At 69.6% G+C, this 23,185-nt stretch carries 17 protein-coding genes; 10 read left to right on the top strand and 7 right to left on the bottom strand.

The window, feature by feature from the left end; all coding sequences use genetic code 11:
• Positions 1-6: 6 nt before the first annotated feature.
• Genes B9Y64_RS13205 through B9Y64_RS13190 form a run of 4 tightly spaced genes read left to right on the top strand, consistent with a single transcriptional unit; the run spans position 7 to position 6,003 of the window.
• Positions 7-903, top strand: a complete 897-nt coding sequence (locus tag B9Y64_RS13205; RefSeq protein ID WP_100441101.1) for a DUF58 domain-containing protein — start codon at positions 7-9, stop codon at positions 901-903.
• Entirely contained in the window at positions 900-2,021 is a 1,122-nt protein-coding gene (locus B9Y64_RS13200; protein ID WP_100441100.1) for a BatA domain-containing protein, read from the top strand. Before B9Y64_RS13205 ends, B9Y64_RS13200 begins: the two co-directional genes overlap by 4 nt.
• The gene (locus tag B9Y64_RS13195; protein WP_100441099.1) at positions 2,018-4,198 is read left to right on the top strand and encodes a hypothetical protein; all 2,181 of its coding nucleotides are present in this window, start codon (positions 2,018-2,020) and stop codon (positions 4,196-4,198) included. Before B9Y64_RS13200 ends, B9Y64_RS13195 begins: the two co-directional genes overlap by 4 nt.
• Complete coding sequence (locus B9Y64_RS13190) at positions 4,195-6,003, top strand: hypothetical protein (protein WP_100441098.1); 1,809 nt, start codon at positions 4,195-4,197, stop codon at positions 6,001-6,003. Before B9Y64_RS13195 ends, B9Y64_RS13190 begins: the two co-directional genes overlap by 4 nt.
• A 100-nt stretch (positions 6,004-6,103) precedes the next feature.
• On the opposite strand, the gene B9Y64_RS13185 is transcribed toward B9Y64_RS13190, so the two are convergent.
• Positions 6,104-6,778, bottom strand: coding sequence for a hypothetical protein (locus B9Y64_RS13185; protein ID WP_100441097.1), 675 nt, complete (start codon positions 6,776-6,778; stop codon positions 6,104-6,106).
• A gap of 40 nt (positions 6,779-6,818) precedes the next feature.
• Entirely contained in the window at positions 6,819-7,337 is a 519-nt protein-coding gene (locus B9Y64_RS13180; RefSeq protein WP_100441096.1) for a hypothetical protein, read from the bottom strand.
• Between the two features lie 222 nt (positions 7,338-7,559).
• Between B9Y64_RS13180 and B9Y64_RS13175 the strand changes: the two genes are divergently transcribed.
• From B9Y64_RS13175 to B9Y64_RS13165, 3 genes are all read left to right on the top strand, one after another.
• Positions 7,560-10,049 carry a DEAD/DEAH box helicase gene (locus tag B9Y64_RS13175; RefSeq protein WP_100441095.1) on the top strand — a complete coding sequence of 830 codons (2,490 nt, stop codon included), beginning with the start codon at positions 7,560-7,562 and terminating at the stop codon, positions 10,047-10,049.
• Positions 10,046-11,074 (top strand): ribonuclease H-like domain-containing protein, encoded by a 1,029-nt coding sequence (locus B9Y64_RS13170; RefSeq protein ID WP_100441094.1) that lies wholly within the window; start codon positions 10,046-10,048, stop codon positions 11,072-11,074. Before B9Y64_RS13175 ends, B9Y64_RS13170 begins: the two co-directional genes overlap by 4 nt.
• Positions 11,075-11,152: 78 nt before the next feature.
• Positions 11,153-11,467, top strand: a complete 315-nt coding sequence (locus B9Y64_RS13165) for an I78 family peptidase inhibitor (protein ID WP_100441093.1) — start codon at positions 11,153-11,155, stop codon at positions 11,465-11,467.
• Positions 11,468-11,507: 40 nt separating this feature from the next.
• On the opposite strand, the gene B9Y64_RS13160 is transcribed toward B9Y64_RS13165, so the two are convergent.
• The 4 genes from B9Y64_RS13160 to B9Y64_RS13145 all read right to left on the bottom strand — a co-directional run bounded on the left by B9Y64_RS13160 (position 11,508) and on the right by B9Y64_RS13145 (position 16,237).
• Positions 11,508-13,508, bottom strand: a complete 2,001-nt coding sequence (locus tag B9Y64_RS13160; protein ID WP_100441092.1) for a M56 family metallopeptidase — start codon at positions 13,506-13,508, stop codon at positions 11,508-11,510.
• A 3-nt stretch (positions 13,509-13,511) separates the two neighbouring features.
• Complete coding sequence (locus tag B9Y64_RS13155) at positions 13,512-13,898, bottom strand: BlaI/MecI/CopY family transcriptional regulator (RefSeq protein ID WP_014035478.1); 387 nt, start codon at positions 13,896-13,898, stop codon at positions 13,512-13,514.
• A 107-nt stretch (positions 13,899-14,005) separates the two neighbouring features.
• Complete coding sequence (locus tag B9Y64_RS13150) at positions 14,006-14,818, bottom strand: SPOR domain-containing protein (RefSeq protein WP_100441091.1); 813 nt, start codon at positions 14,816-14,818, stop codon at positions 14,006-14,008.
• 3 nt (positions 14,819-14,821) lie between these two features.
• Complete coding sequence (locus B9Y64_RS13145) at positions 14,822-16,237, bottom strand: XVIPCD domain-containing protein (protein ID WP_100441090.1); 1,416 nt, start codon at positions 16,235-16,237, stop codon at positions 14,822-14,824.
• Between the two features lie 284 nt (positions 16,238-16,521).
• On the opposite strand from B9Y64_RS13145, the gene B9Y64_RS13135 reads away from it, so the two are divergent.
• Positions 16,522-16,830 (top strand): hypothetical protein, encoded by a 309-nt coding sequence (locus B9Y64_RS13135; protein ID WP_100441088.1) that lies wholly within the window; start codon positions 16,522-16,524, stop codon positions 16,828-16,830.
• On the opposite strand, the gene B9Y64_RS13130 is transcribed toward B9Y64_RS13135, so the two are convergent.
• Positions 16,808-17,863 (bottom strand): DNA topoisomerase IB, encoded by a 1,056-nt coding sequence (locus B9Y64_RS13130; protein WP_100441087.1) that lies wholly within the window; start codon positions 17,861-17,863, stop codon positions 16,808-16,810. The two genes, B9Y64_RS13135 and B9Y64_RS13130, sit on opposite strands and share 23 nt — an antisense overlap.
• Before the next feature lie 111 nt (positions 17,864-17,974).
• Between B9Y64_RS13130 and B9Y64_RS13125 the strand changes: the two genes are divergently transcribed.
• Together B9Y64_RS13125 and gltB are read left to right on the top strand one after the other, a co-directional pair.
• Complete coding sequence (locus tag B9Y64_RS13125) at positions 17,975-18,364, top strand: I78 family peptidase inhibitor (RefSeq protein ID WP_100441086.1); 390 nt, start codon at positions 17,975-17,977, stop codon at positions 18,362-18,364.
• A gap of 359 nt (positions 18,365-18,723) precedes the next feature.
• Positions 18,724-23,178 (top strand): glutamate synthase large subunit, encoded by a 4,455-nt coding sequence (gene gltB, locus B9Y64_RS13120; protein WP_100441085.1) that lies wholly within the window; start codon positions 18,724-18,726, stop codon positions 23,176-23,178.
• Positions 23,179-23,185: the final 7 nt, after the last annotated feature.

Here is a 23,185-nt window from a genome sequence, read left to right as displayed (position 1 = left end):
CCACGCGTGAACGCTGGTGCCCCGCTGACGTTGCCACCGGAACTGCGTGCGCGCCTGCGCATGCTGCGGCTGCGGCCGCGCCTGGCCAGTGGCGCCAGCGGCATCGGCCAGCACGCCAGCCGCAGCCGCGGTGCCGGCCTCGAATTCGCCCAGTACCGTGCCTACGAGCCCGGTGACGAACTGCGCCAGATCGACTGGAAGCTGTATGCCCGCTCGGACCGCTTCTTCGTGCGCGAATCCGAGCGCGAAAGCCCGATCACGGTCTGGCTGCTGCTCGATGCCACCGCCTCGGCCGGCCAGGCCGATCGCGCGGCACCGCAGTGCACGCGCCTGGACCATATGCGCGGCGTGGCCGCCTGCGTGGTTGAACTGGCCCTGCAGCAGGGCGATCGTTTCGGCCTGCTGGCCATCAATGGCGAGGGGCTGCACCTGGTGCCCGCAGCGAACGGCGCACGCCAGCGTGATCGCGTGCATCTGCAGCTGCATGCCCTGCAGGCACGCGGCGGCTGGCCTGCAGCCGATCGCCTGCGCCCGCTGTGGGAGCGCGTGCGCCCGGGCGACCTGCTGCTGGCGATCGGCGACGGCTTCGACGAAGCCGGCATCGTGTTGCTGGAACAGCTGGCCAGTGCACGCCGCGAAGTGGCATTGCTGCAGATCCTCACCGCTGACGAGCGCGACTTCCCGTTCGATGCCGGCCACCGCTTCCGCGACCCGGAGACCGGCGAGGAACTGCTGGGCGATGGCGCGGCGATCCGTACCGACTACCTGCAGCGCTTCGCTGACGCACGCAGTGCACTGCAGTCGCGCCTGCAGGCCAGCGGCATCGCCAGTGCCAGCGGCTGGCTCGACCAGCCGCTGGACCAACCCCTGCAGGCGCTGTTCGGCCGCGGGGGCGCGGCATGATCCTGTTGTTCCCGCTGGGCCTGGCCGCGCTCGCCGCAGGGCTGCTGCCGCTGCTGATCCACCTGGCACGCCGCCACCCGTACACCCCGCTGGACTTCGCTGCGCTGCGCTGGCTGCGTGCACAGATCCGCCCGCGCCAGCGCATCCGCTTCGATGACTGGCCGTTGCTGCTGGTGCGCCTGCTGCTGCTGGCCGCGCTGGCGCTGTTGCTGGCACGACCTGCGTTGACCGGCCCCGCCCCTGTCCCCACTGCGTGGACGGTGGTGGCTCCTGGGCTGGACGCGACCGCACTGCGCGGCACCGCCGAAGATGGCAACTGGCACTGGCTGGCACCCGGCTTCCCTGCCATCGATCAAGCGCCCCCTGTGTCCAGCGCGCCGCTGCCCAGCCTGCTGCGCGAACTGGACGCACAACTGCCCGCTGGCACCGCATTGACCGTGCACGTTCCCGATCCCCTGCCCGGCCTGGATGGCGCCCGCCTGCAGCTGTCGCGCGAGGTGCACTGGCGCCCGCAGCCGATGCCGGTCACTTCGCAACCCAGCGCCACGGCGACGCCGCGCCTGCGCATGCACAGCGGTGCGCCGGCCGCGGCCCAGCACTGGTTGAATGCACTGCAGCGCGCGTGGGGCATGCAGGCGCCGCTCGCTCCCCTGTCGGCGGATGCCCTGCCCGGACGCGGCGAGATCGGCGTATGGAGCCGCAGCGACGCACTGCCGGCGAACTGGCAGGCGTGGCTGCGTGACGGCGGTCGTGTAGTGACCGCCGGCACGCCTGCTGACGAGGCCAGCATCCTGCTGCGCAACGCCGAAGGCACCCCGCTGCTGTGGCGGCAACGCATCGGCCACGGTGTCCTGCTGTCCCTGCCCGGTGACTGGGATGCCTCAGGCAACGCTGCGCTGCGCGATCCGCAGTTGCCGCGTGCACTGCTGCTGGCCCTGCAGGCGCCCCCTTCGCCGCGCCTCGGCGATGCGCGGGACCAGGCGCCACTTCGGTCTGCACTGCCTGCGGCAACACCCCCGGTGCGGGAACCGACGCCCTGGCTGTTGCTGGCCATCGTGCTGCTGTTCGCGCTGGAGCGCTGGATGGCCAGCAGTGGCCGCCGCAGGGTGGCCGCATGAACACCCTGCAACACGCCTGGCAACGCGCACGCCGCCGCCGAGCGCTCACCACCCTGCTGCTGGGCCTGCCGTGGGCGCTGGCCGCGACGGTGCTGGCGCTGCGCCTGGCGGGTTTCGACATCGCCTGTGTGGCCGGCACGGTCAGCCTGCTCGCCTGCGCAGCGCTCGCCACCGCACGTGCCCGCCAGCTGGACCCGCAGTGGCTGCAGCGCCAGCTCGATGGCAGCGGTGCAAGCGAGGACAGCGCCGACCTGCTGTTCGCCGATGCCGCCACGCTCAATCCGCTGCAGCAGCGCCAGCGCGCGCATGTGCTGGCCACGCTGCAGCGCGCGACACCGGAACTGCGTCCGCGTTGGCCGCGCAAGGCGTTGGCCCTGAGCTGGGTCGCTGGCCTGGCCATCGTTGTGCTGGCATTGGGCTGGCCGCGCTCCAACCCCGGCTCCACGCCGGCCCGCACATCGGTGCCAGGCAGCACAGTTGCCGCTGGCCCCGTGCACCTGCAGTCCACCCGCCTGCGCATCGACGCGCCGGCCTATACCGGCCAGGCCACGCTCACCCAGAACGCACTGGATGCCAAGGTCGCCGCTGACAGCCGGCTGTCGTGGTCGTTGCGCTTCGATCGCGCTCCGGACAAGGCCTGGCTGCAGTTCCACGACGGCCGCCGGCTGCCGCTGAGCGAGCAGGACGGGCAGTGGCAGGCGCAGGATGTGGCACGCGCGCCGATGCTGTACCGCGTGGTGAGCGAACCCGCACTGGCCGAGACCCGCCTGCATCGGCTGGATGTGGTCGCTGACCGCGCGCCCAGCGTACGCGTGCTGGAGCCGGCCGCTTCCCTGGTGCTGGGCACGCCCGGGCAGCGCCAGTGGTCGCTGCGCTTCGAAGCCAGCGATGACTACGCCGTGGCCACGCAGGCAACGCTGTCGATCACCGTCACGCAGGGCAGCGGCGAGAACATCACCTTCGTTCGCCGCAGTATCGGCCTGACCGGCAGCGGCGAAGCGACCGCACGGCGTTTCGCGCATACCCTCGACCTGGCCACGCTGGGCGCGCAACCCGGCAGCGATGTCATCGCTCAGCTGGAGGTGCGTGACAACCACGCGCCGACACCGCAGACCGGGCGCAGCAGCAGCGTGATCCTGCGCCTGCCCAGCGCCGAAGTCGCGCTCGGTGCCGAACTGGAAGGCCGGATCAAGAAGACCCTGCCGGCCTACTTCCGCAGCCAGCGGCAGATCATCATCGATGCCGAGGCGCTGATCCGGCAGCGACACGGCCTTGCCGCCGACGACTTCGTAAAGCGCAGTGATGCGATCGGTGTCGACCAGCGCATCCTGCGCCTGCGCTACGGCCAGTTCCTGGGCGAAGAAAGCGAAGGCGCACCGAAGCCACCGCCGACCAGCGACCTGCCCACCAGCGACGCGCCAACCGCAGACGGCCACGACGACGAGCACGAACACGATCATGACCACAGCCATGGCGCCGAAGCCGGTGCGCACGACGAGCATGGCCACGATCACGGCGGCAATGCGGCCAATGCCGATACGCCGCCGGTGTTCGGCAGCGCCACCGACGTGCTCTCCGAATACGGTCACACCCACGACCATGCCGAGGCGGCGACCCTGCTCGACCCGCAGACCCGTGCCACGCTGAAGGCTGCGCTGGACCAGATGTGGTCGGCCGAAGGCGAGCTGCGCCAGGGCCGCCCGGAGCAGGCGCTGCCGTTCGCCTACAAGGCATTGGCTTTCATCAAGCAGGTACAGCAGGCCGAACGCATCTACCTGGCCCGCGTCGGACCGGAGCTGCCGCCGATCGATGAAGGCCGCCGGCTGGGCGGTGATCGCGCCGGGCTGGCCAGCCGTGAACTGCCACTGGCCGCCCGCACCGCGCCCGATCCGGCCATCGTCGAAGCCTGGCAGCGCCTCGGCGATGACGCCAGCGTGCCCGACCTCGACGCACTCGCCACCTGGCAGCAGCGCAATGCCGCCTACCTGCCCGACGCACTCGATCTGGCTGCCGCCATCGAGCAGCTGCGTATTGAACCGGGCTGCGGCGACTGCCGCCAGCGCCTGCGTGCACAGTTGTGGCGGGCACTGCAGCGTCCGCTGCCGCAGGCGATGCGGCGCAGTGCCGCCGATGCGATGGGCCAGCGCTACCTCGACGCGCTGGAGGCGCAGCCATGAGCACCTCCGGCTTGAATCTGTGGATCGCCCTGGCACTCGCGGGGGTAGTGGCCATCGCCAGCGTGCGCCAGCTGCGTGGAAACACCACGCAGCGTGGCCGCCGCTGGATCGTGATCGGGCTGCAGGTCGTTGCCGCAGTGTTGCTGTACTTCTGCCTGGTTCCCCCCCACCATCCGCAACCCGCCTCCGGCCTGGTCGTACTTGCGGCTGACGCAAGCAGGGCCAGCCCGCTGCCGGCCAGCGACACCCCACCGCTGTTGCTGCCGGAAGCCGGCGATGTGCCCGGTGGCCAGCGCGTACCCGATCTTGCCAGCGCGCTGCGCCAGCATCCGGCTTCCACGCTCACCCTGGTCGGTGCCGGCCTGGTCGCGCGCGATCGCGATGCTGTACTACCGCGGGACGTGCGCTGGCAGCCGGCTGCACCGCTGCGCGGTTGGGTCGCATTGCAGCCACCCGCCGATGCCGCGCCCGGCGCACGCTTCGAGGTACAGGCGCAGGCACGCGGCGTTGCCAAGGCGACGGCGGAACTGCTTGACCCGGCCGACAGCGTGGTTGATCGCACGGAGGTTGCCGAAGACGGCCACGTGCAGCTCAGTGGCATCGCCCGCGCCGAAGGCCGTAGCGTGTTCCAGCTGCGCCTGCTCGATGCCGAAGGTCATGTGGTGGACAGCACGCCGGTACCGCAGCAGACCCTGCCGGCGGCACCGTTGCGCCTGCTGGTGCGGGCCAGTGCGCCGGGCCCCGAACTGAAGTACCTGCGCCGCTGGGCAGCCGATGCCTGCATCCGCGTGCAGGTGCAGGCCGATACCGGCGCTGGCCTGAGCATCGGCGACGGCGCCTTGCCGCTGGATGCGGCATCGCTGGCGCGCAGCGATCTGCTGCTGCTGGACGAGCGCAGCCTGGCGGCGTTGAGTGCAGGCCAGCTGGTCGCCGTGCGCCAGGCGCTGCGCGAGGGACTGGGCGTGCTGGTACGCAGCGCGGGCGCGCCTTCTGCCAGCGCGCGCCAACGCCTGCACGATCTGGGCCTGCCGGCGCAGGGCGATGGCAGCAGCCACGCCCTCGAACTTCGCGGCGACGGCGAAAGCGCGATCCTCGCCGCACGACGCGGCCCGCTCGCGGCGGGTACGCTGCCGACCGGCTACGGCGAAGAGGCAGACCGCAGTTCGCACAGCGCGACGCTGCCCACACTGGAGGCACTGGCGCTGCAGGCGCCGGGCAGCAACGCCCTGCTGCACGATCGCACTGGCAAGGCTGTCGGCGGCTGGCGCGCTGCCGGTCAGGGCCGCATCGGCCTGCTGCCCATCACCGACAGCTGGCGTTGGGTGCTGGCCGGGCGCGGTGACCGTCACGGTGAACTCTGGAGCGGCGTGGTTGCCACGCTGGCGCGGGCACAGGGCAGCGGAGACGCGCTGTGGTCGCCGCAGCCGCTCACCTGGGCGGGCGAACGGCAGGCGCTGTGCGGCGTGCAGGCGCCACTGCAGGTCTTCAACGCGCGCGGCGAAGGCACGCCGCTGATCGTCGATGGCGCGGCATCGGCCCTGCGCTGCGCCGGCTGGTGGCCGCGTGAGGCGGGCTGGCAGCGCCTGCAGCACGGTGACGCTACCGTCTGGCGCTATGCATTCGACCCGAAGGACGCGCCTGCACTGCATCGGCAGGCACTGATCGATGCGACCACGCGTGCACTGGCGGCCAGCACGCCGGACAGCACATTGACGATGCAACCGGTGCCGGGCTCACGCTGGCCATGGTGGCTGGCGTTCGTGCTCTGCGCATCCCTGCTGTGGTGGCTGGAGCGGCGGCGCTGAGCCCACGGATTGGATCGCAGACAGCATCCACGCATGGCGTGGATCTACTTGGCCGGATGCCCGGGTAGATGCCAATCCTGGTGGGCGCCTTTCCACGGGGTCAACGCTTGCCCGCGCGCCGGTACACGCCATTGAAGCGCACGTTCATGCCACCGCATTCGCTGTTGTCGGCCACGATCAGGACCTCGCCCAGCGAATGCACGTGCACCCGGCAGGTGTCCTCGACGAACTCGACGTCGGCGCCGTGCGGCGTCGCGCTTGCTTCCACCTGGCCCAGGTTCGGGCCATAAGGGCGCTGTTCCGGCGTGGGGTTGGCAGAAGGCCAGTAGGCATCACCTTCCACATCCAGTTGCCCGCCACGCACGGTGATGCGCAGGCCGTTGTCGCCATCCTTCCAGTCGCCCGCCCATTCCTGCAGCGATGGCACAGCCACCGGCAACGGCTGCAGCTTGCTGCGGTCGACCCAGCCGGCGCTGCCTCCCACCTTGTTCGGGAAGAACGCGCAGCGGTAACGGCCCAGGTCGCGCCCGGTCACCACCGTATCGCCGTTGACCACATAGCTGCGCTGGCGGCAGGCCGGTTCGCCCTTGGCGGGGCAGCCGTCCATGTCGCCGAGCAGATACAGGCGCGGCGCATCGACCACCCGCGCCAGCGCGAACCGGCCCTGTTCGGAGGGGAACGCGCCGTTGCGGCAGGCGCCATCACCGGCGATGCCGGCAGCGTAGGCAGACGCCGGCAGCAACGCGGCCAGCAGGCAGAACGAACGCAGGAACATGGCAGCGCTACCGGTTGAGGGACCGGCAGGATATACCGGCCTACTTCACCGGCGGTGCATCGCAGCCCTGCTGCTCCTGGCAGAACTGCAACGCGCGCCGCTGCTGCTCAGCGCTCAGCTCCGGCGGTGGCCGGGCAATGGCGGACTGGATCTGGTCGGGGCCTCCGGTGAGCTTGTTCAGACCCCGGCCCGCCGCCAGCACGCCCTTGACCACGCCCATCATGATGTAGCCGCCGCCCATGCTGACCTGCTCCGGTGACGGCGGCTCGCTCCAGTCACGGCTGAAGCGGTTGTCGCCGAACTTCACCGGATTCTTGAAGCGGTACAGGTCCAGCGGTTCGTCATCGGGCTTGAGCGCACGCACTTCGCCAAGGGTGGTGACGTTGTCCTGCGGCAGGGCGGTGGAGACGGGTGCGGTGGTTGCTGCCGGCGCATCTGCAGGCGGAGCGGGCACTGGATCAGGCGCCGCCACCGGCGCGGCCTGCTGTGCCTGCGCGATGCCAGCCAGCAGCATGCTGGCCAGGAGTGCTCCCTGCGTTCCACGTCGTGCCACAGCCATCCACCCTGTTGGTTGCGTCCAGCGGTCAAGGATACGGATGCCGGCTTCAGATTTCGTTGCTGCACCGGCGGCTGTTCAGCCAAGGGAGACCCGGCGATGCCACGGGGCACGGGCACTGCCGGGCACTGAATGGTTCACTCCATCCCCTGCCGGTGTCTCACATCCTGAGACGTGAGTGTGGTGCCATGTGAGCCCTCGCAATCCGTCCCGGCTCCCTCTTCCATGGCCTACGAACTCGCCAAGCGCACCGCCGATGCCGAGCAGAAGCTCGCCACCCGCGATGGCCTGCCCTCCCGCGACGGCGCCCTGCTCAGCGCGCGCCTGCAGCGCCGCTACCAGGACCGCATCACCGGCAGCTTCGCCATTCCCGGCCGCGAGGGCCGCTACGCCCCCATTCCCGACGCGGTGCCCCCGGCGCTGGCCGCGGCGCTGAAGGCACGTGGCATCGAGCAGCTCTACAGCCACCAGGCCGAGGCCTGGGACGCCAGCCAGCGCGGCGAGCATGTGGCCATCGTCACCCCCACCGCCAGCGGCAAGTCGCTGTGCTACACCCTGCCGGTAGTCAGCGCAGCGATGCAGGACAAGGCCAAGGCGCTGTACCTGTTCCCGACCAAGGCGCTGGCCCAGGACCAGGTGGCCGAACTGCTGGAACTCAACCGTGCCGGCGATCTGGGCGTAAAGGCCTTCACCTTCGATGGCGACACCCCCGGCGATGCGCGGCAAGCCATCCGCCTGCATGGCGACATCGTGGTGTCCAACCCGGACATGCTGCACCAGGCGATCCTGCCGCATCACACCAAGTGGGCGCAGTTCTTCGAGAACCTGCGCTACATCGTCATCGACGAAGTGCATACCTACCGCGGCGTGTTCGGCAGCCACGTCACCAACGTGCTGCGCCGGCTCAAGCGCATCTGCGCGTTCTACGGCGTGCAACCGCAGTTCATCCTGTGCTCGGCCACCATCGGCAATCCGCAGGCGCATGCCGAGGCGCTGATCGAGGCGCCGGTCACTGCCATCACCGAATCCGGCGCACCCAGCGGGCCGAAGCAGGTCCTGCTGTGGAACCCGCCGGTGATCAACCCCGACCTGGGCCTGCGCGCCTCGGCGCGCTCGCAGAGCAACCGCATCGCGCGCATCGCGATCAAATCCGGGCTGAAGACCCTGGTGTTCGCGCAGACCCGGTTGATGGTCGAGGTGCTGACCAAGTACCTGAAGGACATCTTCGACCACGACCCGCGCAAGCCGCCACGCATCCGCGCCTACCGCGGCGGTTACCTGCCCACCGAGCGCCGCGAGACCGAGCGTGCGATGCGCGCCGGCAACATCGACGGCATCGTCAGCACCTCGGCGCTGGAACTGGGCGTGGATATCGGCAGCCTGGATGTGGTCATCCTCAACGGCTACCCCGGCAGCGTGGCCGCCACCTGGCAGCGCTTCGGGCGCGCCGGCCGCCGCCAGCAACCGGCGCTGGGAGTGATGGTGGCCAGCTCGCAACCGCTGGACCAGTATGTGGTGCGCCATCCGGACTTCTTCGCCGAGGCCTCGCCCGAACATGCACGCATCGCCCCGGACCAGCCGCTGATCCTGTTCGACCACATCCGTTGCGCGGCGTTCGAGCTGCCGTTCCGGGTCGGCGATGGCTTCGGCCCGATCGACCCGGAGGTGTTCCTGGAAGCGCTGGCCGAAACCGAGGTGATCCACCGCGAAGGCGAGCGCTGGGAATGGATCGCCGACAGCTACCCGGCCAACGCGGTCAGCCTGCGTGCGGTGGCCGACGGCAACTTCGTGGTGGTCGACCGCAGCGATGGCCGCCAGCAGATCATCGCCGAGGTCGATTATTCGGCCGCCGCGCTCACCCTGTACGAGGGCGCCATCCATATGGTGCAGTCCACGCCCTACCAGGTGGAGACGCTGGACTGGGACGGCCGCAAGGCCTACGTCACCCGCACGCATGTGGATTACTACACCGACAGCATCGACTTCACCAGGCTCAAGGTACTGGACCGCTTCGATGGCGGTGTGGCCGGCCGTGGCGATTCGCACCATGGCGAAGTGCATGTGGTGCGGCGCGTGGCCGGCTACAAGAAGATCCGCTACTACACGCACGAGAACATCGGCTATGGACCGGTGAACCTGCCCGACCAGGAACTGCACACCACCGCGGTGTGGTGGCAGCTGCCGCAGGCACTGCTGCTGCGTGCATTCGCCAGCAAGCAGGATGCGCTCGATGGTTTCCTCGGCGCCGCGTATGCACTGCACATCGTCGCCACCGTCGCAGTGATGGCCGATGCGCGCGACCTGCAGAAGTCGGTCGGCAACGGCGATGGTGCATGGTTCGCGATCGCCGACCAGAGCGGCCGTGGCCAGCTGCGCGGCAGCAACGGCGACCCGGGTGCGGTGGAGCTGCTGCAGGAGTTCGTGCCCACCGTCTATCTGTACGACAACTTCCCCGGCGGCGTTGGCCTCAGCGAGCCGCTGTGGCAGCGCCAGGCCGAGCTGGTGCAGCGCGCGCGCGAACTGGTGCAGCGCTGCGACTGCAAGGCCGGCTGCCCGGCCTGTGTCGGGCCGGTGCTGGCCGCACAGGAAGAGGATGACACCTCACCGCGTGCGCTGGCGCTGCGCGTGCTCGACCTGTTCGATGCCGAGGCCAGCCAGCACGTACCGGATGTGGTCGCGACCTCGCGTGACCCGATGGAGCTGCTGGCACCGTGAGCCTGAGCCTGGACAAGCTGCGCCTGCTGCGAAAGCAGGCCGGCGACCCGAAGGCGAGCACGCCGGCCGCGCCGGACGTGCCCCCTGCGCCACCGGCACCGGTGGCCGCCAACGATGCACGGCAACCACCGGCCGAGCGTTCAGTGTTCGCCTGGGTCGAGCAGGAGATCCGCCACAAGCCCACAGGCGCCGCGGCTGCCACGTCGGCACCCGCGCCGGCACCGCTGCGGCGGCCGGAAGTGGGCAGCCTGCATCGCCTGCTCGGCCTGCGATCGCGCGGCGGTGCCACGCCGGCACGCGCCAGCGTGCAGGATCGCCAGCTGCCCGGCGAGGAAATCGCGCCGGGACTGTTCCTGATCGAATCGCTGCAACCGCAGCCGATCCCGGCCGCCCCGCTGTCGCTGGCCTTCGCCAGGCGCGAAGACCAGCAGGTGGCTGCACGCGACCTGCTGTTCTTCGATACCGAGACCACCGGCCTGGCCGGCGGCACCGGCACCCGCGCCTTCATGATCGGCGCCGCCGACTGGCATGTGTGCCCGCAGCGCGGCGAGGGCCTGCGTATCCGCCAGCTGCTGATGGCCACGATGGCCGCCGAGGACGCGATGCTCGCCACCTTCGCCGGCTGGCTGCAACCGTCCACCGTGTTCTGCAGCTACAACGGCCGCAGCTATGACGCACCGCTGCTGAAAGCGCGTTACCGGCTGGCCCGGCAACGCGACCCGATCAGCGCGCTGGACCATGTCGACCTGCTCTACCCCACCCGCCGCCGTTATCGCGGCAGCTGGGAGAACTGCAAGCTGTCCACCATCGAACGCCAGCTGCTGCGCGTGGTGCGCGAGGACGACCTGCCCGGCTCGGAAGCACCCGGTGCATGGCTTCGCTTCCTGCGCGGCGGCGATGCGGTGAACCTGCGCCGGGTGGCCGACCACAACCACCAGGATGTGGTGACCCTGGCCCTGCTGCTGCAGCGCCTGGTGCACGAGGAGCAGCGCGAGCGCGAGACATTGGCGCTGGTCGGGCAGTAACGGCGCGGGGCCGCGTTGACATGCCCTGACGGGGGTGGCGGTGACACTGCCGCCACCATCCACGCCTGGAGCCCGACGATGCGCCTCAATCCCCTTGCCCTGCTCGCCATCCTGCCGCTGGCCGCCTGCAGCCACGCCGGCAGCAGCACCGCCCGTGATCCCGCACCGGCACCCGTGGCCGATGCCGCGCACGAATGCAGGCCGGAGGCGCTGGAAGCCTTCACCGGCAAGACCGCCGACGAGGCCACGATCAGAAAGCTGGTCGCCGACAGCGGCGCGCGCAATGCACGGGTGGTCAAGCCGGGCATGGCGGTAACCATGGACTTCCGCCAGGACCGCGTGACCGTGCAGGTGGACGCGCAGAACCGGATCGAACGCGCCAGCTGCGGTTGATCGCTCCAAGTGGGTGCCGGCCTGCGGCCGGCACTACCGATCAGAGACGTTCGGCCTTGCCACTGGCCAGTGCGCGCGCGATCACCTGCTGCGCCTGCTGCGACGCCTCGGCATGCACGCGTGCCTGGCGCTCGCCCAACGCGGCCTGCTGGCTGCCCAGCGCCGCCTGGCGGCTGGCCAGTTCAGACTGCTGGCTGGCCAGGCGCTGCATGTCGCGGGTGTAGCTGGCCCGCGCGGTTTCGTTGTCCACTTCCTGCATCGCACGACGTGCCTGTGCGGCGGCCTCACGTGCGGCCTCACGTGCAACGGCCGCATCGTTGGTCGCGCCCCGCGCCGCCTTCGCCGCTTCCGCCGCGGCTTCGCGGTTGATGTCATGCGCGGCCATCGCACTGCGCGCAGCCTCGGCGGCGGCCCGTGCCATGCGGCGTGCTTCCTCACCCTGCAGTCGCCCCATCTCGCCGAACTGCTTGCCAATGTCGCTCTGCTGGCGGCCCAGCGCGCTCTGCTGACGGCCCAGCTCGCTCTGCTGGCGACCCAGATCCACCGCGCTGCTGTAGGCGCGCTGCAAGGTCTGGATCATCATCGGGTCACGCACCACGTAGCGCTTGTCACCCTGGCGGAACCACAACGCCGGGCCCTTGCCGAGCTGCCTGCGGGCCACCGTCACATCGTCCATGCCGCCGTTGGCGAAGGTCGAATCGCCATCGACCAGCACGAAGGCCTGCGGCGGCGATTTACCCAGGTCCAAGCGGCCGTAGGTGGTGATCGAGGTGGTGCGGGAGGTCGTGCGACCACTGTGCATACCGGTATCGACATCGACATCGACATCCACGTCGACCGCCACGTCCGCATCGTCCGGACCTGACAATGCCTCGACGTCAGCCGGTTCGGCCGGCGGCGCGGGAGCCACCGGCACGGCCGGAACGCGCGCGGCCGAGGGCGGTGCGGGCGGCGCTTGCGGTGCCTTCGGCGGGGGCGGCACCACGGCCTTCGGCGCCGCCGGTGGCGCGGGCGGTGCCGGCGGCACCGGCGCAGCGACCAGCCGCATCGGCGCCACGCCCACCAGCACCACGGCAGCCGTCAGCGCCGTCGCCAGGATGCGCGGGCAGGCCCGGCGTGGCTGCAACGAGAGCAGGCGACGCTTGAGGCTGGTGGTATCCGGTGCGGCGCTGGCCACGCCCAGGTGCGGCTGCGGTGCCACGCCCAGCTGCAGCAACAGACGGCCATAGGCCTGGCGGCTGGCACCATGCTGGCCAACCACCGCTGCGTCCACGGCTTCTTCGCGTGCCTGTGCATATTCACGCACCGACAGGCGCAGCAGCGGGTGGAAGAAGAACAGGTGCTGCGCCAGCGCCGGCAACAGGCCCCATTGCAGGTCACGCCGCTGCAGGTGCTGCAGTTCATGGGTCAGGGCCAGGTCCAGCGCGTCGCCCTGCAGGGCGTTGTCACCGGCCGGCAGCAGCAGCACCGGACGGAACGGACCGACCAGCTGCGGTGCGTCCACCTGCGTACTCATCCACAACCGCGGCGCAGGGCGCACGCCGTGCGCATCAGAGGCCAGCTGCAGGGCCTGCACCAGCGCCTCGTCCTCGCAGGGATAGGCCGCTGCCAGCAGCGCGCGGCAGCGGCGCCACTCACCGAAGGTGCGCAGGGCCATCAGCAGCACGCCGGACATCCACAGCGCGGCCAGTGCAACCGCCCACCACGCCACCGCCGGCACGTCCGCAGCCGGCACCGGCATTGCGGCCAGCAGCTGGGCCGAGGCTTCCGGAGCCAGCGGATGCAGCGTCTCGGTCATCACTTCGGTGGCAGTCATCGCCACCGCCTGCGGGGCCGGCAGCCAGGCCAACTGCAACGGCTGGCTCCAGAACAGGCCGAGCACGGCCTGCAGCGACACCAGCCACCACAGGCGGCAGCGGGTGGCCGCCGACAGCGACGGCAGTGCGCGGCACACGCCGTACACCAGGGCCACCAGCAGCACGGTCTGCAGGCTGGTCCAGCCCAGGCGTTCCAACATCGGAATCAGCATCGTGGTGTCCATGGCTCAGCCCTCGTGGCGGCGCGATTGGAGTTGGGCGACCAGCGCTTCCAGCTCAGCCAGCTCGTTGTCGCTGACCTGCTGGCGCTGCGACAGATAGGCCACGAACGGCGACACCGAGCCCTGCAGGGTGTTGTCGACGAACTGGGCCACGGCTCCCTGCAGCACGCTCTCCGGGCCACGGGTGGCCTGGTAGCGATAGACGCCGTCCTGCTGCTGGCGCTGAAGATACCCCTTCGCCCGCAGCCGCTCCATCATCGTCAGCACGGTGGAACGGGCCAGGCCGCGGGCCTCGCCATAGCCACTGGCGACCTCGCCGACCGTGGCCGGCGCATGTTCATCGATGTACTGCAGCAGGGCCAGTTCCTGGTCCCCGATCGTCTTGCCACGCATGACACCACTCCCTTGACTACACGTGTCGTCACTTTCTGCGTGACGACAACTGTAGTCAACCCCCCGGAAGTCATGGGCCGACGAACGGTAGGGGGCGACCTACCGCCTCAACGGCCGATCACGAACGGGTCGCCCCTGCACGGCAGCAACGGGCTGTCATCGCAGGGCCAAAGCGTGGCGGGAACGGTCCTGGCCACCTCGAAGTGATCCTGGTTCCAGCGCAGGAAACCGCCGTGGATGGCATTGCCATGGTCGAAGCTGCGCGCATCGGCGGCCAGTGGCTGTTCGGGATCGGCCTCGGCCACCCACCGCAGCACCGGTACTTTGTCCAGCACGCCGATGAAGGCGAACAGATCGCCTGCGCCCTTGTCCTGGTATGCCGTCATCGTCGCCCCATCGGGCAGGCCAGCCTGCGCCAGCAGCGACGCGGTGACGTCCTGGAGCGGTGCGGCTCCCTGTGCGATGTAGGCGCGCATGCCCGTGGTGGTTGCCGGGCAGTCCCGCAACTGCACCAGATACCCGGTGGCACCACCACTGCTGGAGAACGAGCGTATCCAGTAGCGGAAATGGGGCCCGCCGCGGTCGGTGACCATGAAATCCTGCTGGCCCCCCTGCGCGGGAATGGAAAGCACCTGCACGTTGCTGGCGCCCTCCACATTGCACTTCAACTGCGCCAGCACCCGTCTGGCAGGTTCGGGCAACGCGCCGTAGCGGCCGCCGGGATGGGCGCTGCCGGAGGCTTCCGGCAATGCAGGCAATCCGCGTTCAGTGGGCCCTGCCTGCGCAGGCAAGGCCGACGGTTTCGCCTCCGCCTTCGCGATGGGTGCGACCGGCACGGCGCGCTCCCCGGCGGGCGCACAGGCGCTGCAGGCCAGCAGCAGCATCAACGAAACGCTTGGCTTCAGGTGCGACCGGATCATCGTTCAACGCCCTCCCATCGCGGGTGCTTCGTGCTGCTGTGCCGGCGCGGGCACGGGTGCCCCCTGTTCGCGCGATTGCTGCTGCAGTTGGCGCAGGCTGGTTTCCACCGCGGTCTCGCGCACCTCCGCCGCATTGACCCCTGCACGCAGCGCCGCAGGATCGCCCGGACTGCCCTGCACCAGGAACAGCGTTTCGCCCGCCGCGCGGCCCGCACTCGGGTTGCTGGCCACGATCTGGTCGACCTGGGTGATGCCGGCGGCCTTCGCTTCGCGCAGCATCACCAGGCTGTAGGCATCGGCATGTTCGGCGTAGCGTCCGCCCAAGCCCCGCAGGTGCGTACTGATCTGCTGCTGCAGGGGATGATCGCGATGACCGGGTTGGCGAGGATCGTCATTGGCTGCAAGCGGTGCATCCTGCTCCAGCTCGCGCGCCTGCCCCGGTGCGACCGAGGTCAGCACGTACTGCCAACGGTTCTGCCCGGGCGTGCCACGCACCGTCGCCACGAAGTCGTCGTACTCGCCACCGCCGATGGTCTGGCAGCCGGCCGAATCGGTGTTGGACCGGCTGCCACGGTGGATCTTGAAGGTGTCGTTGAGGTCCTGCACGCCCTGGGTATCGCGTGCATCGAACCAGCCGTCGCCATTGCTGTCCCGTTCCACCCGGCCGGCGCCCGCGGTGATCGCGTCCTGCGAAGGACGCAGCGCGAACTCGGCGGGATGGCCATTGCGCGGATGGGTCGTTGCGCGCATCTCGGTGGTGCCCTCGCCCAGGCGCCCCAGGTCCTTGACCCGGTCGCCGTCGACGTCCTCACCCTCGGTCTTGGTGCGCGGCGCCACGTTGCCGAAGCCCGGGCTGCGCGGCGTGGTCTTGGCATGTCCGTCGTACTGGGCGGTCGGCTCGGTCGTGGCCTGGTTGAACTCGCGCACATGGCCGTGCCCCTGCGCATCCTTCCACAGCACCACGATGCGGTCGTCATAGACGCCACGCCCGCGTGCCTCGGTGGTGCGGTTCTCGTCGCGCAGCCCCAGAACAACGCGGTCCCGCGTTGCCATCGCGTCATTGGCCGCGCTGTTGCCGCGCTGGGCCACGATGCTGCCGTACACGTCGTACTGCTGGGCCTGGCTCAGGCCTGCGGTCTCTGCCGCATCGGGCATGCGCGGTGGGCGCGTCGCCTCACGCAGGCGATCCAGCATCGGATTGACCGTGGCCGCGTCTGCGGCGGCCACGCCATTGCTTCGGCGCAACGCTTCAAGTTCGGTGGCGCCACGCGCCGCGATGTAGCGATCCAGCGATTCCTGCACCACCGCACTCTGGCCGTTGTGCAGGGCTTCCAGGCGCGCGGCCGCACCACAGGCGTCGTGCTGCCGCAACAGGGCTACGACTTCATTGGCCGCTGCGTTGATGTCCATCTCGGGCATGATCGGTCCTTGAACGTGATCGGCATGGGGTCCCAGCCTACTCCAGCGCGCGCGTCGAGCCGTTGACACCTGCCGCACACCCCCACCAAGCCCCGTTCAGCAGGCTCCGCGCGGCCTGCCGGCCAGCGGCCGGCACTACCGGAGGCGGTGCATGCCGCTCCTGCAGTGTCTGCACCCACGCAGTCGGCAGCAGTGAATGCACCGTGTCCACGATGTGCACGGTATTCATTCCGCCACCACGCCTGTGGTCGCACGCTGCACGTAACCATTCAAGGAACGCGTCCATGAAACATGCCATCGCCACCGCCGCCGTCTGCGTTGCCCTCGCCGCCTGCAGCAGCACGCCGGTAGCCCAGGTGCAGCCGATCGACGGCGTGATTTCCGGCCAGTGCCACAGTGACATGGTGCGCGGCGCACTCGGCCTTGCTGCCTCGGACGCCACCGTGGCCCGCGCACGCGTGGACAGCGACAGCCTGCATGTGCGGGTACTGCGTCACGACGGCCCGAGGGTGCCACCGGCCAGCGAAGGCGGCGACCGCCTGACCATCGAGAAGGGCCGCACCAACAACATCACCGCGATCTACTGCGGCTGAGCCGGCGCGCCCTGCGCAGCACGCGCAGGGTCGCCTGTTCCCACTGGCGCGGCCCGCGCAGGCCGGCCAGTTTCGCCAGTTCGCCACGCTCCCAGCCGGCGAACACGCAGGGGTCGATGTAGGCCTTGCGGCACACCGCCGGCGTGTTGCCCAGCAGCGACGCCACCTCGCACACCACCGCACGCTGCGCCTGCGCCAGCGCGCGCTGGCTGGCCGGCTCCGGCAGTTCGGTGGCCGCGAACGCCTGTACCGCGGCCACGGTGCCGCCCCAGGTGCGGAAATCCTTGGCGGTGAAGTCTTCGCCCATCACCTCGCGCAGGTAGTCGTTCACCGCACCGGAATCCACCGGCTGCAGCGCACCGTCGTCATCGCGGTACTGGAACAGCGCCTGGCCGGGCAACTGCTGCAGGCGCCGCACCAGCAGCCCCAGCCGGCGATCGCCCACGGTCACCTCCTGCAGCTGCCCGGACTTGCCACGGAAGCGCATGCGCACGCGGCCGCCGCGCAGCAGTTCCAGATGCCGGTTGCGCAGTGTGGTCAGCCCGAACGAACGGTTCTGCTGCGCATAGGCCTCATTGCCGACCCGCACCAACGTATCGGCCAGCAGCGCGACCACCATGGCCAGCACCTTGTCCTGTGGAAACCCCGGCCGTTTGAGATCCCGCGACACACGCCGCCTCAACGTCGGCAGGGCCTCGCCAAAGGCGATGATGCGATCGAACTTGCCGGCGTCGCGCTCCCTGGCCCAGTCAGCGTGGTAGCGGTACTGCTTGCGTCCACGCGCATCGCGGCCGGTGGCCTGCAGGTGCCCATTGGCGTGGGCGCAGATCCAGACAGCGGTATAGGCCGGCGGAATCGCCAGCGCACGGATGCGCTGCAGGGTGGCGGCATCGCGGACCGCATGGCCATCGGCATCGCGGTAACTGAAACCCTTGCCGGCGCGGCGCCGGCTGATGCCCGGCTGGGTGTCATCGACATAGCGCAGGCCCGCGGCACGCGCGGCCTGTCGTTCGGGGGTAGAGGGGGTTGGCATGCCCGCAGTGTCGCTGTCGCGATGCCGCGAACCTGTCGATAACACAAGACAAACACGTGAGGATCGGTTCGCCGCTATGCTCGGGTTTTCACAATCCCTTCCGGAGTCATGATGTCGTTCCCGATTCGCGCCCGTTCGCTCTCCGCCCTGCTGCTGCCGGCCGTGCTGGCGCTGACCGCCTGCCAGGCACCGGCGCTGGATGAGCAGGATTCGGCCACGGCCCATGCACAGCAGGCCGCCGAGGCTGCAAAGGCACCGGCCGATGAGGCTGGCAAGGCCACCGAGGCACCGCCGGTCGGTGCCTGCGACGCCAGCCAGGTGCAGAGCCTGGTCGGCCAGGCCTATGCCGACGCGCTGGGCAAGCAGGCGCAGGAAGATGCCGGTGCCCACCAGCTGCGCGTCATGAAGCCCAATGACGTGGCCACGATGGAGTTCCTGGGCGACCGCCTGAACATCGAAGTGGACGACAAGGGCCTGGTCAGCGGCGTGCGCTGCGGCTAAGCCTGACCCCGCGCCGGCACGGGGTTGCCGGCGCGTTCTGTTGCACCTGCAACCGTGTATTGCGGCGCTGCAGCAACCTGTGATCTAGTCGAGGCATCCGGTGGCCTCACGATGCGCTCCAGGAAGAGCACGGCGTGTGCGTCAGGGTGGATGTGAAGACACTTGGCGTGCGGCCAGGCAAGGCGCGCGCCGCCGCGCAGGCGAGTGCCTGCGCAAGGTGGGCAACGCCGAAAGGGCGTGCGCCAGGCGGCTTCCCGAAGGGCCGCGCCATGCGCGGCACACTCCACCATGACGTACAGGGCGTGCTCTACAGAGCGGGGACGAGTGTCGCCGCCAACCCTATACGCATCGAGGTAGAGATGGCCCCCCGCAACCGCCAAGGGCTTTACGACCCGCGCTCCGAGCGCGATGCCTGCGGATTTGGCATGGTCGCCCAGCTCGACGATCAACCTTCGCGCCTGTTGGTTGATACCGCCATCGCCGCGCTTTCGCGCATGACCCACCGTGGCGGCGTCGCCGCCGATGGGCTGACCGGTGATGGCTGCGGCCTGCTGCTGCGCCGCCCCGATGCGTTCCTGAAACTGCTGGCCAGCGAAGCCGGTATCACCACGGCTGCGCGGTTCGCTGCCGGCCTGGTGTTCCTGCCGCACGACGCCGATGCCGCACACGCCTGCCGCACCCAGCTGCAGGCGCAGGTTGAAGCGGTCGGCTGCAAGGTCGCCGGCTGGCGCAAGGTACCCACCGACGACAGCGTCTGCGGCCAACTGGCGCGCGATACCCTGCCGCGCATCGAACAGGTCTTCGTCGATGCCGGCGTCGGCCAGGATGACGCCGGCTTCGCGCTGGCACTGTTCCTGGCCCGTCGCCGCAGTGAACAGCAGCTGCGCGCGCACGCCGACTTCTACGTCACCACCCTCACCCCGGATGCGATCAGCTACAAGGGCATGGTGCTGCCGGACAAACTCAGCCGCTTCTATCCGGACCTGCAGCGGCGCGAACTGGCCTCCAGCGCGATCGTGTTCCACCAGCGCTTCTCCACCAACACGCTGCCGCGCTGGCCGCTGGCCCACCCGTTCCGGATGCTCGCCCACAACGGCGAGATCAACACCATCGAAGGCAATCGCCGCTGGGCGCAGGCACGCAGCAAGGTGTGGAAGACGCCGCGCTTCGACATTGCCGAGTTCGACCCGGTGATCTCCATGCACGGTTCGGACTCGCAGAGCCTGGACAACATGCTGGAGCTGATGGTGTCCGGTGGCATGGAACTGATCCAGGCACTGCGCATCCTGGTGCCGCCGGCCACCCAGTCGCTGGAATTCAAGGACCCCGACCTGGCGGCGTTCTACGAATTCCATGGCCTCAACAGCGAACCCTGGGACGGCCCGGCCGGCATCGTCGCCTGCGACAGCCGCTACGCCGTGTGTACCCTCGACCGCAACGGCCTGCGCCCCGCGCGCTGGATGCTGACCGCCGACCGCCACTTCCTGGTCGCCTCCGAAGCGGGCGTGTGGGAAGTGCCGACCGAGCGCGTGGTGCGCAAGGGCAAGCTGGGCCCGGGCGAGATGATCGCCATCGACCTCAAGCGCGGCGACCTGCTCGACTCCGACGCGGTGGACCGCATCAACCGCGGCCGCGCACCGTACAAGCAGTGGCTGCAGCAGGGCGTAACCTACCTGCAGACCGAACTGATCGACCCCTCACTGGTGGAAGAGCCCTTCGACGAAGGCACCCTGCGCAGCTATCACAAGCTGTACCAGCTCAGCAGCGAGGAAGTGGAACAGGTGCTGCGGCCGCTGGCCGAGACCGAGCAGGAAGCCACCGGCTCGATGGGCGACGACACGCCGATGGCGGTGCTGAGCCAGCGCAGCCGTCCGCTGTACGACTATTTCCGCCAGGCCTTCGCGCAGGTCACCAACCCGCCGATCGATCCGCTGCGCGAAGACTGCGCGATGTCCCTGTCCACCCAGCTCGGCAGGGAGACCAACATCTTCCATGCCGGCCCGGAGACGGTGAACCACGTCATCCTCAATTCGCCGGTGCTCAGCCAGCGCAAGCTGCGCCAGCTGCTGAAGATGGACCAGTACGTGCACGCCAACCGCCTGCTCGACCTTTCCTACAGCGAGGACGAGGGCCTGCGTGCCGGCATCGAGCGTATCTGCGCCGAGGCCGAACAGGCCGCGCGCGAGGGCATGGTGATGCTGCTGCTGTCCGACCGCTACCCGGTGGCCGGGCGGCCGATGGTGCATGCCCTGCTCGCCACCAGCGCCATCCACCACCACCTCTCGCGGCTGGGCCTGCGCTGCGACGTCAACCTGATCGTCGAGACCGGCACCGCGCGCGACCCGCACCACATGGCCTGCCTGCTCGGCTTCGGCGCCACTGCGGTGTATCCGTACCTGGCCTACCAGACCCTGTTCGATCTGGGCCGGCGCGGCATCCTCAAGCTCAGCAAGGGCGGTGAGCAGTCGCAGATCGGCCGTCGCTACCGCAAGGGCGTCTACAAGGGCCTGTCGAAGATCATCTCGAAGATGGGCATCTGCACCGTGGCCAGCTACCGCGGTGCGCAGCTGTTCGAGATCATCGGCCTGGAACCGGAAGTGGTGGACCTGTGCTTCCCGGATACCGCCTCGCGCATCGGTGGCGCCGGCTTCGCACGCCTGGATGCCGACGCGCGCGAGCTGTGCACGCAGGCCTGGGACGCACAGCAGGACGTGGATGTCGGTGGCCTGCTGAAGTATGTGCACGGCGGCGAGTACCACATGTACAACCCGGACGTGGTGACCACACTGCAGCGCGCCGCGCGCAGCGGTGACCCGCGTGCCTGGCAGCAGTACTGCGATGCGGTGCATGCACGCCCGCCATCGGCGCTGCGCGACCTGCTGGAACTGGTGCCGGCCGCCACGCCGACGCCACTGGAGGAGGTCGCAGCGGCCAGTACGCTTTTCCCTCGCTTCGATACCGCGGCGATCAGCCTCGGCGCACTGTCACCGGAAGCGCACGAGGCGCTGGCGATTGCCATGAACCGCCTCGGCGGCCGCAGCAATTCCGGCGAAGGCGGCGAAGACCCGGCACGCTATGGCACGCAGCGGCGCAGCAAGATCAAGCAGGTGGCCTCGGGCCGCTTCGGCGTGACCGCCGAGTACCTGGTCAATGCCGAGGTGCTGCAGATCAAGGTCGCGCAGGGTGCAAAGCCCGGCGAGGGTGGCCAGCTGCCCGGCCACAAGGTCAACGAACTGATCGCACGGCTGCGCTATGCGCGCCCGGGCATCGGCCTGATCTCGCCGCCGCCGCACCACGACATCTATTCGATCGAGGACCTGGCGCAGCTGATCTACGACCTCAAGCAGGTCAACCCGACCGCGCTGGTGTCGGTGAAGCTGGTCAGCCATGCCGGCGTCGGCACGATTGCCGCGGGCGTGGTCAAGGCAGGCGCGGACCTGATCACCATCTCCGGCCATGACGGCGGCACCGGTGCCTCGCCGGTCAGCTCGATCCGCTATGCCGGCGTGCCATGGGAACTGGGCGTGGCCGAAGCGCACCAGGCGCTGCTGGCCAACGATCTACGCGGGCGTACCCTGCTGCAGACCGATGGCGGCCTGAAGACCGGCCTGGACGTGGTCAAGGCGGCGCTGCTGGGGGCGGACAGTTTCGGCTTCGGCACCGCGCCGATGATCGTGCTGGGCTGCAAGTACCTGCGCATCTGCCACCTCAACAACTGCGCCACCGGCGTGGCCACCCAGGACGAGCGCCTGCGCGAGAACCACTTCACCGGCCAGCCCGAGCGCGTGGAGAACTTCTTCCGGCTGCTGGCCGAGGAAGTGCGCGGTTGGCTGTCCTTGCTGGGCGCGCGCTCGCTGGAAGAGATCGTCGGCCGTACCGACCTGCTGCGGCAGATCGAGGCCGCGCCGCGCGACGGCGTGCGCGTGGACCTGTCGCGGCTGCTGGCCGACAGCCGCTACGAGGGCAGCCACTGCGCCGCGCAGCGCCTGTACGAATCGCCGGACAGCCTGGCCACGCAGATGGATGGCCTGCTGGCGCCGGCCATCGAGCACAAGCACGGTGGCGAGCATCGCTTCCTGATCCACAACACCGACCGCAGCATCGGCACCCGCCTTGCCGGTGCGGTGGCGCGCGCGCACGGCAACCAGGGCATGGCCGAGGCACCGCTGGAACTGCGCTTCCGCGGCAGCGCCGGGCAGAGCTTTGGCGCCTTCAATGTCGGTGGCCTGCACCTGGAAGTGGAAGGCGAAGCCAACGATTACGTCGGCAAGGGCATGGCCGGCGGCCGCCTGGTGGTGCGCCCGCCGCGTGGTGCCCGCTTCGAGGCGCGCAGCACCGCGATCATCGGCAACACCTGCCTGTACGGCGCCACCGGCGGCGAGCTGTTCGCCGCTGGCCGCGCGGGCGAGCGCTTCGCGGTACGCAACTCCGGCGCGCTGGCGGTGGTGGAAGGTGCCGGTGACCACTGCTGCGAGTACATGACCGATGGCGTGGTGCTGGTGCTTGGCAAGGTCGGCCTGAACTTCGGTGCCGGCTTCACCGGCGGCCTGGCCTACGTACTGGACGTGGATCGCGATTTCGTCGACCGCTACAACCATGAGCTGATCGACATCCATCGCGTGTCCGCCGAAGGCTTCGAGAACTACCGCCAGCACCTGCACCGGCTGATCGGCCGCCATCGCGAACTGACCGGCAGCATCTGGGCACAGCAGATCCTGGACGAGTTCCGCGATTACATCGGCAAGTTCTGGCTGGTCAAACCGAAGGCCGCCAGCATCGAGTCGCTGACCGAAACCCTGCGCCGCGCCGCGTAAGGCGCAC

The sequence above is a fragment of the Stenotrophomonas maltophilia genome, from assembly GCF_002799245.1.
Taxonomy (GTDB): domain Bacteria; phylum Pseudomonadota; class Gammaproteobacteria; order Xanthomonadales; family Xanthomonadaceae; genus Stenotrophomonas; species Stenotrophomonas maltophilia_S.
This window is presented reverse-complemented; position numbering and strand designations above follow the sequence as displayed.

Bases quoted from the DNA above. Each gene is read 5' to 3' on its own strand.
- B9Y64_RS13200 (WP_100441100.1), top strand. From the start codon at position 900: ATGATCCTGTTGTTCCCGCTGGGCCTGGCCGCGCTCGCCGCAGGGCTG.
- B9Y64_RS13195 (WP_100441099.1), top strand. From the start codon at position 2,018: ATGAACACCCTGCAACACGCCTGGCAACGCGCACGCCGCCGCCGAGCG.
- B9Y64_RS13190 (WP_100441098.1), top strand. From the start codon at position 4,195: ATGAGCACCTCCGGCTTGAATCTGTGGATCGCCCTGGCACTCGCGGGG.
- B9Y64_RS13185 (WP_100441097.1), bottom strand. From the start codon at position 6,778: ATGTTCCTGCGTTCGTTCTGCCTGCTGGCCGCGTTGCTGCCGGCGTCT.
- B9Y64_RS13180 (WP_100441096.1), bottom strand. From the start codon at position 7,337: ATGGCTGTGGCACGACGTGGAACGCAGGGAGCACTCCTGGCCAGCATG.
- B9Y64_RS13175 (WP_100441095.1), top strand. From the start codon at position 7,560: ATGGCCTACGAACTCGCCAAGCGCACCGCCGATGCCGAGCAGAAGCTC.
- B9Y64_RS13165 (WP_100441093.1), top strand. From the start codon at position 11,153: ATGCGCCTCAATCCCCTTGCCCTGCTCGCCATCCTGCCGCTGGCCGCC.
- B9Y64_RS13160 (WP_100441092.1), bottom strand. From the start codon at position 13,508: ATGGACACCACGATGCTGATTCCGATGTTGGAACGCCTGGGCTGGACC.
- B9Y64_RS13155 (WP_014035478.1), bottom strand. From the start codon at position 13,898: ATGCGTGGCAAGACGATCGGGGACCAGGAACTGGCCCTGCTGCAGTAC.
- B9Y64_RS13150 (WP_100441091.1), bottom strand. From the start codon at position 14,818: ATGATCCGGTCGCACCTGAAGCCAAGCGTTTCGTTGATGCTGCTGCTG.
- B9Y64_RS13145 (WP_100441090.1), bottom strand. From the start codon at position 16,237: ATGCCCGAGATGGACATCAACGCAGCGGCCAATGAAGTCGTAGCCCTG.
- B9Y64_RS13135 (WP_100441088.1), top strand. From the start codon at position 16,522: ATGAAACATGCCATCGCCACCGCCGCCGTCTGCGTTGCCCTCGCCGCC.
- B9Y64_RS13130 (WP_100441087.1), bottom strand. From the start codon at position 17,863: ATGCCAACCCCCTCTACCCCCGAACGACAGGCCGCGCGTGCCGCGGGC.
- B9Y64_RS13125 (WP_100441086.1), top strand. From the start codon at position 17,975: ATGTCGTTCCCGATTCGCGCCCGTTCGCTCTCCGCCCTGCTGCTGCCG.
- gltB (WP_100441085.1), top strand. From the start codon at position 18,724: ATGGCCCCCCGCAACCGCCAAGGGCTTTACGACCCGCGCTCCGAGCGC.